The organism is Actinokineospora pegani, from assembly GCF_009745975.1.
GTDB lineage: Bacteria > Actinomycetota > Actinomycetes > Mycobacteriales > Pseudonocardiaceae > Actinokineospora > Actinokineospora pegani.
On the sequence record NZ_WHOL01000034.1, the window covers coordinates 1 to 9,811 of the forward strand.

The following is a 9,811-nucleotide window of genomic DNA, read 5'->3' on the forward strand; positions in this document are numbered from 1 at the left end:
TTACGGGGTCGGTCGTTGATCTCCGCGGCGATCGCGGCGAGGTAGGTCGGGTCGCTGGTGATCTCCACACCTTTGGGCAGGTACTCGCGGACGATCCGGTTGAGGTTCTCGTTGCTTCCCCGTTCCCACGGTGAGTGCGGGTGGGCGAAGTACACCGGCAACCCGGTCGCCGTGACATCCTTGTGCAGAGCCATTTCCGACCCGCAGTCCCACGTCAACGAGCGTCTGATCGTGGCCGGGAGATCGCCGACGGCAGCGATGATCGCCTGGGTCACCGTCAACGAGTCCCGCCCGGTCAGCGGCACCAGGATCAGAAATCTGCTCGTACGCTCGACCAGGGTCGCCACCGCCGACTTGCCGCCCTTCCCGATCACCAGATCCCCCTCCCAATGACCAGGCACAGCACGGCCTTGCACCTCGTCGGGGCGCTCGTCGATGTACCGGGGCTCCCGGATCCTCGGGGCGGGTGCCGGGCCCGGGCCGGTGCGCCGGGTCCGGCCGGTGCGCAACGCGATCAACTCCCGGCGCAGCGTCGCGACGGGTTGCGCGTAGACCCACTGATAGATCGCCTCGTGACTCACCCGGCAAGGGTCCCCGGCCCGATACCGCCGTGCCAACCGGCCCGCAATCGACCCCGGTGACCAGCCACGACGCAACAACGACCACACCCGCGACCTGGTCCGGGCCGACCGGTTCACCGCCATCACCTTCGGCCGCCACCGCCCGATACCCCTCACGGCCACCATGACGACCCACCTCACGCGACACGACCGACGGATCACGACCGATCCGAACGGCGATGTCCTTGTATTCCAACAACTCCACCAGGCCCCGAGAGATCTCCTCCCGATCAGCCAACGTCAACATCTCCCGCACGACAGAGAATCCTTCCCCACCGAACACCAAGATCACATGCTACGACCGTCTGAACCTGCCACCACACCAGGGAAAACCGGTCCTTCTGGGTCCGGGCGAAGTGGGCAGCCAAGGTGCTCTTGCCGATCCCACCCAACCCGTGCACCGCAACCACCACCGCACGGCCCGCCTCCGACCCCACCTTCTCCAAGCGCCCCAAATCGTGCCCGCGCCCCACAAACAGCCCCATACCCGCCGGTATCCGCCCTGCACCCGGAGGGACTGAAACAGACTCGACCGCCGGCACGGGTACACCTGCCTGAATCGTCAGGCCACCATGGACAACCCCCACCGCAGCCCCGCCGCCGACCACGGCACCGACGGACGACACCACCGACCCACCCTGTCCATCCGACGCGAGGCGGTCTACCCCCGCGCCGGCCCCGGAGGGTCCGGCGGATTCACCTGCACCCCAACCGTCAACCCGGAACCCGACCCACCCCTCACCCCGTTGTTGAGGATCACTCCGCCATGCGACGCCGACTGCGCACCACCGCTACCGCCGCCGCCCGCCTCCCCGACGGGTCGCTGCTGGCGCACCGCCACCACCAACGCCGCCACAGCCACCACCAAGCCGCCGATGCCTGCGATCCAGCTCAACCCTTCCACCACCGGCCGAGCCGGGTGCCCCTCATCGACCAACCACCTCAACACCCCGAACCGCAACACAGCCCACACCGCCACACCACCCGCCGCCGCACCAACTGCCACCCACCCAGCACGACCACCACGACCAGCCATAAGTCCTCCTCACCGCGAACCACCTCGCAGCCACTCTGCGAAAAACCACATGATCGCACCGCACCCTGCCACCGCTACAGCGACAACCTGCAGAACCACGAGATCATCACAGGATGAAAAGGGCTCGGTAGTCACCGATCCAGTGCAGCAGCCCTGCGATTTCGCGTCTCGCCGATTGGCGACATCATCGGTCACAGTTCCCTCCACCGGTGCTCCGAATCCCCTCGGTGGGCCCGCGCCGATGGTCAACGCGCTGATGGTCGAGGTGCTCCACCGCGCCGACATCCTGTCCCAACACCCCGCCGACGAGCGGTCGGCGGTGGCGGCGGAGGGGGACCTGCGGCTGGACCCGCCGCTGCGGGTGGTCATGGACGAGGCCAGCAACATCACCCCCGTCGAGGACCTCGCCTCCCGCCTGGCCGACTCCGGCGGCCGCAGCATCCAGGTCTACGTCTACATCCTGTCCCCCGCCCAGTTGCGCCAACGCAGGGGCGCTGAGGGAGCGGTGGAGATCTGGGACAACGCCGCGATTAAACTGGTCCTCGGCGGGCTGTCAACCGCGGCGGACCTGCGCGGCATCAGCGACCTGCTCGGCGACCGCCAAGTCGACCAGACCAGCGTGTCCACCGGCCGCTCCCCCGACCAGGTCACGGTCAGCACCCGCACCGAACGCGCCCTGACCGTGGCCGCCCTGCGCAAACTCGGCGACGGCGAGGCACTGCTGCTCTACCGCAACCTGCGCGCCGCCCGGGTCCGGGTGCCCGGCACCTGGGAAGACCCGAAGGTCGACACCGTGGTCCGGGCCTCGCGGCGGGGTGCCCGGCAGTTGATCGTCGACGTCCAGACCACTGCCCCCTCCGGTGGGGCGTTCACCCCGGTGGGCGGCGGTGGCTGAGCCAGGCGAGGGCGACGACGGGTGGTTCGACGAACCGCCCGAGGTCCCGGTGCTCGACGCGTCCGTGCTGCCCGACCTGGTCGCCGACCTCGCCCGAGCCGGCGAGCTGCACCACCGCCGCCTGGACATCCTGCGGGCGGCACTGCTCGCCACCGACGCCCGCCTGGGCGAGGTGGACGCGGTCGTCGCCGACCTGGCCGAGCCCCTGTCCGAGGTCGCCGACCCAACACGCCCATCGCGCTGGGCATGGCCGCTGCAGGACCGGGCGACCGCCGAGCAGCTGTGGCGCGAGGTGCGGTGGTTTGTCGACCACCGCACCGGCCGGTACCCGCTGTCCACCGAGCTGTCGCTACCACCGTGCTGGTACCGCCACACCATCGCCGTCGACGAGCTCACCGACCTCTACGCCGCCTGGCGCGAGGCCTACTTCGCCGGCGACCGCCCGACCTCGACCATGCTCACTTGGCGAGACCGCTGCCTGTGGCCTTCCCTCACCCGACTGGCCACCGCCGCCGACTGGCGAGAATGCAAAGCGGCAAAGACCCACGTCCCACCCACAGCCCGCCAGCTCCCCATCGACAACGACTTCGAGCAGCACCTCGAGGCCGACCTCGCCACCCGGCCCGAGGCACCACCCCAGGACTGGCCATGGTCACCGGCTGAAACCCCGTAGGCATCGACCGCGCCGTGGCCGTTGTCGACCGGGATCAGCCGGTCATGCTCGTTGTTCGATGTGCTCGAAGATGTCGATGTCCGTCGCCTTCTGCCAGTCGGGCAGGACTTCCCAGTCCGCAACGTAGGCGGGTTTCGGGTCGGAGAAGTGCTTGAAGATCTGGCCGATCCAGCACAGGGCCACGAAGCGCCCCTTCTGCTCCCGGGCCAGCTTCGCGGCGGCGCCGTCAGTGGCCCGGAGGAATGCGACCACCTGGTCGTGCACCGCGGCGGCGGCGTCGCGCTCCCAATCAGGGGTCTCATCCCAGGGAGCGATGTAGCCGGGCTTCGGCTCGCCAGGGTAGTGCTTGACGACACCGGCGATCCATGCCTCCCGGAACACCCGGCCCTGCTCGTTGCTCATACTGCGCTGGTCCCCTTCATCACGCGGCGCGATCGCTGGCCAATTCGGTGTTGGACTGATCAACTCCTAACGGTGGCCGTCGAAACGAACAGGTCCGACGGCCACCACCGTCAATCCACGTCGCCTTCGCCTGTGTCGCTGCGCTCCACCTCGACCAACTCAAGTCGGTACTCTCGACGCATATCCTCGACGAAGCTTCTCGCACCACCCTTTACGATGCCACGACTCCACCAGCACTCCTTCGGGATGCAAGGAAACACATCCGGGACCAGGAGTACCCGGAACCTCGAATCTGCCTTCTCCACCCGCGTGCGGAGCCTGGCCAGTTCGGGGAACACATGCAACTCCGGCGCGGTCGAGGCCCGCTCCAGAGCGTCCCTCGTGGTGAGGTCGTTGAAGTAGTCCTGGGCGTCGCGCGAATACCCCTGCTCGCATTCGGCAACGAACGTCAACCACCGCTCCAAGAGCGCGTCGGGACTTGTGTCCCGCCAGCGGCCTGTCGCCTCGACGAAACGGGTGAACGCCTCGTCGAAAGCGCTGACGTCACGGTTCACCTAGTGGCTTTCCTGGCGAAATAGGTCGCCGGGTCGTCCGGTCGGAAGTAGGTCGTGATAGTGTTCCCGCTCCTCATGCCAACCCTCTCCTGCGAATCTAGCCGGATGGCACCCTGTCGTTCCTGTGAGCTTCACGGGCGGAGTGTCCGCGCTCAACCTTCAGGTGAACTATTCTACGGTAAATCCTGTCATTAACCGTCTTGCGTATTGCGGCTCAAGCGTGCCGACCGCCAAAAGGTCTCGAACTCCTCACAATCGATCGTTTTCGCAGAACAATCCTCTTGCTCAGAGATTTCAGCAACAGAAGGGAAAGCGACATCTGATAGACCAATAGTGTCGGTGTCGATCTCCGAATCGGCAAATTCCAGACGCCCGTCCGGATAGACCTGAACCTTGCGCACCTCGTAGCCGCTATCATCTAATTCGCTGAGATATACCATCGGTTCGTCCGCGTTGTCGTGACGCCATTGAACCTTCACGTACCGCATAACTTAATTCCTTCCCGACCCTAACACCCGTCCGACGAGGTCAAGCGAACCGCTATTGGGAACGACGTATACATGATCTCGACCCATTTTCACATCGAGTCCGGAAACATCAATCTCGACGTAATGAGTGAGCTTCCTCCCCGCCCAAGGTATACGCAGAAAGGCTGCAGAGAGTTGTCCGGGCGTCTTGGTCCCCGGCCGAATATCAGTCAGGTACTGACCATCCCTGTAACGAGCGTCCTTGGGGTTGTTCGCCTTCAACGACGGCTTCAACTCTCCACTTGCGATGATCCCATCGTGCCCCACCTCGTTCGTGTAGTGGTACAAGCTTTGCGGGCCTTGAACATTAGGCTCACTTGTACCGTTGCCGCAGTTGTGGACAAGGAGCGGTGTGGGCCCTGCGTGCACATAGTACGTGTGGGTCGTCTCGACTGTGAGGTCGTAGGCCGTGCTCTGGTCCGTGAACTGCCGGACCGCGGTGACCTGGAGCCAGGTGCCCGACGAGGTCTGGAGCCAAGGAGCCGTAACTCAACTACTGCCCGCTTTGGTCATGTTGTCGTCTGGTTCGATCACGGCTTTCAGGGCTCCGAGGGTGCGCGGCGGGTGGGTCTGACGGGTCAGGGCCGCGATGAGATCGGTTCCGGCGAAGGCCAACAGTGGTCTGGTTCTGCCGGCGTGATAGCTCAGGGTGTTGCGGTCGTGGCCGAGTAGTCGGGCTGTCAGGGTCAAGGTGACGGTGTTGCGGCTGCTGAGCACGGCGACCAGGACCCGGTGGCGATGATCGAGGATGCCGAAACCGGGTTTGCGCCCTCGCCGGTCCCTGCCTTCCGCCTGACGTTCTGCCTCGGCCAGGATCTGTCTGCAGGGTTCGAGCTGCGATACGAGCTGGTCGAACCGCTCGCGGCTCATGCCGGTCAGCGTGGGGTGGGTGAGCAGGAAGGTGGCCTCGGCCGGGATCGGTGGCGGCTGGTGCCCCGGTTCGATCGGCACGGGCCGCCCGGAACCGGCTGGGGCGATGGCGTAGTTCCATTCTCCGTGGAACTCATGGCGTGCGATGCGCTGCGCGACGGCGTTGCGTTGGGCCCTGGTGAGTTTGCGGCCGGTGGGGTAGTCGTTTCGGTCCAGCAGGGCCTTGACGTTGCGTCCGCTGCCGGTGCGGGTGGCCGAGATGGTCCGCAGCAGTACCTCGTAGCTGGTCAGCGGCTGTCCGCGCAGGCTGTGAGTGATGCGGGAGAACAGCCGGTGCTCGACCTTGTTCCACTTCGATGTCCCTGGCGGGAAGTGCGCGACGGTGACGGTGATTCCCGACTCGTCACAGAACGCGGCGAGGTCCATCTTGAACAGCGTGGAGTCGGCGGAGTTCGCCCCGCCGGCGTCGGCGGTGACCAGCAGCCCAGTGGCGTCGGGGTAGTCGAGGCGGCCCTGGTCGTTCCACCAGCGGCGCAGGGGTGCCACGGCGAACGCCGCGGTGTTTCGGTCGGTTCCCACGTTGACCCAGCCGGTGTCGCGCCCGAGATCGTAGACGCCGTAAGGGATGGCGATCGGCGTGTCCGGGTGGGTGAAATCGTGGTCCGGCGCGGTGATCGGTCTGCCGTGAGGACGCCAGGTGCGGCCGGCGCGGGCGAAGTCGCCGATCGGCTCCTTCTTCTTGGCATCCACGCTCACCACCGGCAAACCGGCCGCCAGGAACGACTCGACGGCCGCGTTGATGTGCCGGAACTGCGCGTCGCGGTCCGGCACCTGACTGCCGGCGCGGGTCTTGGCCATGCCCCGCAGGCTGAACCCCATCCGATGCAGCAGCCTGCCGATGACCGGGGCGCTGACCGGGTGCCCGGCATCGGTCAACTCCCGGGCCAGATCCCTCAACGAGGCGGTGGTCCAGCGCAACGGGGACATCGGATCGCCGAGCTCCCGCGGCTCGATCAGCGCCCCCAACGCCGGCACCAGACCAGGATCCTTCTCGACCGCGGACCTGCGCCCGCCACCAGGCCTGCGCACCCGCACCAGCGATTCGGAGGCGCTGGCCAACTCGGCACGCCCCCGCACGATGGTCGGCTCCGACACTTCCGCCAGCCTGGCCACCGCGCTGATCCCGCCGGGCCCCAAAGCCCCAGCCTCCGTGGCCAGATACAGACGACGCCGCCGCTCGTCCAGATGCGGCAACAGCGCCGCGAACTTCACATCCAGCACCGCCAGCACCCGTTCCGATATCCCCACGGCAGCCATGTACCACACAGGTGATCATGACGAAGTCGAACCATCAGTAATTTCGTTACGGCTCCTCACCAGCGCGTCTCCCCGGCGAAATACTTGGCTGCCTTGCGCAGGATGTCCCGTTCCTCCTCGAGGTCCCGGACCCGCTTGCGCAACGCGGCGTTCTCGCCTTCCGGTGACGCCGGGGACGGGACCACCGCCTGCCGCGCCCCGGCCCCGGTGGGCGCCCCGGCCCGTCGCTCGTCCTTGCGGATCCAGCTGCGCAGCGTCTCGTGGTTGACCCCCAGGTCAGCGGCCAAGGACTTGATCGTCGCCCCCGGCCTCGACCGGTACAACGCGACCGCTTCGGCCTTGAACTCCGACGGATAGTGCTTCATCGCCATCTTCTCGGGACTCCTGTCCACCCGGACCACCAGGATCCAAGTGTGTCTGGTGTCCAACATCCGGGGTCAAGGCCCGTGTCACTGGCTCAACATGTCGTTGAAATGGTTGGCGATCTGCTGAAGCCGCTGTTCGTACCACTCGAGTGCGTGGCATTGGTCAGTGCGCAACTCAGCGTCGGTTTCGGTGTCTATGGCGGAGGTGGCCGCCTTCTTGCCCCGCTCGAGTTCAGCCGAGTGGCCGCTAATGGATCCCCAGGCGGACAAGGTCATGCTGGCTGCGACCATCTCGCGAAGGCTGTCCACTTGTTCGGCTTTTGACAGCGCCCGCCCAGCCTCGATGACATCGCGGGCGAGAGCGGGATGGTGCAGGGGCCATGGTCGGATCTCGTCCAGCACGAGGACGAACCGTTCGAGGTTTTCAGCGTCGAGGGCGCCGAGCCGTGCTGCGAGATGATCAGCCTGGTTGGGGGTGAACGCGGACTCGACGACCGTCCTGAGGACCCGGCGACACGACCTGAGATCTAGATCGACATCGTCGGCCAGCCAGTCGGCGAGTACGTCGGCGTGCCGATCGAACGCCGCGACGAGCGTGCTGGTGCCGGTTGGCAGGGTCTGGTCCTCGGCAACCGCCGCCGTCAAGGCGTCGAGGACCAGGCGGGGATGGGTGAAGGCGATTCCCGCGGTTACCTCCTCGATGCTATGGGCGGTCCAGCCGCAGTGTCGAATCAGGCGGAGCACGGCACGGGCCGCAGTGTCGTCGAGACTTCTCCCCCAGTCTGAGCTTCCGTATCCACTGGCGTAGTCGAGGAGGGTGGCGGCCGTTGTCGGCGCAATGCCGCGGGTGAGGATCAGGTCGACGGTTGCCGCTGGGTCGTCGGTCAACCTCGCGTGAGTTGCCAGCAGGAACTGGTCTGCGATTTCGACATCTGGATCATCTGCCCCCTCCTGCCATACAGAAGCGAATCGTCCGGCTCTGCTCGCCCACCCGGCTGAGACAAATGCCCCGGCGATAGCCCTGCGGACCTCACGTCGGTGATTGGCGAACCCATGGAGCCAGTGGAGCAAGGCTGTCTCGTCCGAGTCCGCCCACCGCTGCAGAAGCCACTGCAAGTGGCCATCAAGAGGGCCTGGGCGGTTCTCGACCGCGGCGTGGACGAAGTCCGCAGTCAGTTCGGGACGAAGGCGGGCGAAGTCGGCGAGCAGGGTGTCCCTGCTGCGATCGAGTTCGACCGCTTCGGCGCCGCGCACCACGGCGTCGAGACAGCGCACTACGTGCGCGGGCCCTCCTTCGTTCCACAGGTGGTCGATGACCGTCGACTTCAAGCGCTCGGTCTCCTTCCGCTTCTGCTCAAACCCGAGGTTGATGTCGCCGATGATCTGGGCGTTGACCTGCTGTTCATCGCCTCGTTCGAGGTTGGCGCGGGCGAGTTCAGCGGCGACGAACTCACGCAGGTCGGGCACATGCCCCGATCGGAGCAGCCTGCCGCTCACGGCCTTGCCCACGACAAGTTCGGCGAGATCATCGCTTGGGCGGTTGTCGAGTGCGACAACCAAGGTGAGGGCGGCGTGGCGCAGGGCAATCGATTTCGCGTGGGTACTGGGCCAGGCCAACTGGTCGCGGATCAGGCGTCTGACGACTGGACTGACGGTGGCGGCGGCCGCTGCCCGGAGGCTGGCTACTGTGGCGAGGTCGTCTTCCTCCCAGGCGGTGATCTCCGCAGTCGTAGGCGCTACACCGAACTTTCCTTGCACTTCCTGGACCGCGTCGCCGAGCAGGCGGACTGCAGACCCGCCAGCCCGTCGCCGCCTGCCGCTGCGTCCTGACGGCGCTGCTCGGCCTCGGCCGCGCGGTGCTGGGCCTCGGCGCGGCCGGCGGCTTGCTGGGCCTCGACTGCGGACTGCCGTGCGCGGGAGGCGGCCTCGGCCGCGTTCCTGGCGTGCTCCTCGGCGTTGTCGGCGGCCGTCCGCGCTGCCGCAGCGTCCGCCTCCGCCTGGGTCGCGGCCAAACGCGCGGCGGCTGCGTCGTTCTCAGCCCGGGTAGCCGCGCCACGCGCCGCGACGGCCTCTTGTTCGGCGGCCGCGGCGCTGTGGCCCGCGATGGCCGCGTTGCCGTTGGCCGAGTTCGCGGCGTTGCGGGCGGCGACGGCGTCGGCGTGGGCCTGGGCGTCGGCCTGGGTAGCCCGGACATCAGCCGCTCGGGCGGCGGCGCCGTCGATGGCCGCAGCGGCGGCTGCCTGCTGCGCCTCTGCCGCTGGCCTCGCCGCTGCGGCAGACGATGCGGCGGCAGCGGCGGCGGCGTCGAACGCGGGTTTGACCTCCGCCCCAGCGCTGGCCGCGGCCTCGCCCGCTGGGCCTGGTCGGCGCCGACCTTCTGCGCCTCGGTCGCGACCAGGACGACGAAGTCGGCGTCGAGGTCAGCGCCCGTGAAGGGCGCCACCAGGGAGATGGCGGTGTTGGCGGGTTCGGTGATCGCGGCCGAGGACGCGCGTGCGGCGGTCGACGCGCGCAGCGCCACTTCCGATTGCGCACCAAGGCCGAGGCCGAGG

At 67.2% G+C, this 9,811-nt stretch carries 8 protein-coding genes and 4 pseudogenes; 3 read left to right on the forward strand and 9 right to left on the reverse strand.

Annotated elements, in window-relative coordinates; genetic code table 11:
- Window positions 1-867 (reverse strand): annotated as a pseudogene (locus GCL84_RS01510) (IS30 family transposase); the annotation flags it as partial.
- A 1,030-nt stretch (window positions 868-1,897) separates the two neighbouring features.
- On the opposite strand from GCL84_RS01510, the gene GCL84_RS29095 reads away from it, so the two are divergent.
- Together GCL84_RS29095 and GCL84_RS01525 are read left to right on the forward strand one after the other, a co-directional pair.
- Entirely contained in the window at window positions 1,898-2,551 is a 654-nt protein-coding gene (locus GCL84_RS29095; protein WP_197522945.1) for a type IV secretory system conjugative DNA transfer family protein, read from the forward strand.
- Window positions 2,544-3,224 (forward strand): hypothetical protein, encoded by a 681-nt coding sequence (locus GCL84_RS01525; RefSeq protein WP_156753502.1) that lies wholly within the window; start codon window positions 2,544-2,546, stop codon window positions 3,222-3,224. The genes GCL84_RS29095 and GCL84_RS01525 overlap by 8 nt, the downstream gene beginning before the upstream one ends.
- 42 nt (window positions 3,225-3,266) lie before the next feature.
- Here GCL84_RS01525 and GCL84_RS01530 read toward each other — a convergent pair whose 3' ends face one another.
- From GCL84_RS01530 to GCL84_RS01560, 8 genes and pseudogenes are all read right to left on the reverse strand, one after another.
- Complete coding sequence (locus GCL84_RS01530) at window positions 3,267-3,626, reverse strand: hypothetical protein (RefSeq protein WP_156753503.1); 360 nt, start codon at window positions 3,624-3,626, stop codon at window positions 3,267-3,269.
- A 110-nt stretch (window positions 3,627-3,736) separates the two neighbouring features.
- The gene (locus GCL84_RS01535) at window positions 3,737-4,180 is read right to left on the reverse strand and encodes a hypothetical protein (RefSeq protein WP_156753504.1); all 444 of its coding nucleotides are present in this window, start codon (window positions 4,178-4,180) and stop codon (window positions 3,737-3,739) included.
- Window positions 4,181-4,371: 191 nt separating this feature from the next.
- Window positions 4,372-4,668, reverse strand: a complete 297-nt coding sequence (locus GCL84_RS01540) for a DUF6881 domain-containing protein (protein WP_156753505.1) — start codon at window positions 4,666-4,668, stop codon at window positions 4,372-4,374.
- A 3-nt stretch (window positions 4,669-4,671) separates the two neighbouring features.
- Window positions 4,672-4,995 (reverse strand): HYD1 signature containing ADP-ribosyltransferase family protein, encoded by a 324-nt coding sequence (locus GCL84_RS30905; protein WP_197522946.1) that lies wholly within the window; start codon window positions 4,993-4,995, stop codon window positions 4,672-4,674.
- A gap of 48 nt (window positions 4,996-5,043) precedes the next feature.
- Window positions 5,044-5,109 (reverse strand): annotated as a pseudogene (locus tag GCL84_RS30910) (hypothetical protein); the annotation flags it as partial.
- 567 nt (window positions 5,110-5,676) lie between these two features.
- A pseudogene (locus GCL84_RS01550) lies at window positions 5,677-6,894 on the reverse strand (ISAzo13 family transposase); the annotation flags it as partial.
- 56 nt (window positions 6,895-6,950) lie between these two features.
- Window positions 6,951-7,286, reverse strand: coding sequence for a transposase (locus tag GCL84_RS01555; protein WP_197522947.1), 336 nt, complete (start codon window positions 7,284-7,286; stop codon window positions 6,951-6,953).
- Between the two features lie 57 nt (window positions 7,287-7,343).
- Window positions 7,344-9,017 carry a hypothetical protein gene (locus GCL84_RS01560; protein ID WP_156753509.1) on the reverse strand — a complete coding sequence of 558 codons (1,674 nt, stop codon included), beginning with the start codon at window positions 9,015-9,017 and terminating at the stop codon, window positions 7,344-7,346.
- A 98-nt stretch (window positions 9,018-9,115) separates the two neighbouring features.
- On the opposite strand from GCL84_RS01560, the pseudogene GCL84_RS01565 reads away from it, so the two are divergent.
- Window positions 9,116-9,811 (forward strand): annotated as a pseudogene (locus GCL84_RS01565) (hypothetical protein); the annotation flags it as partial.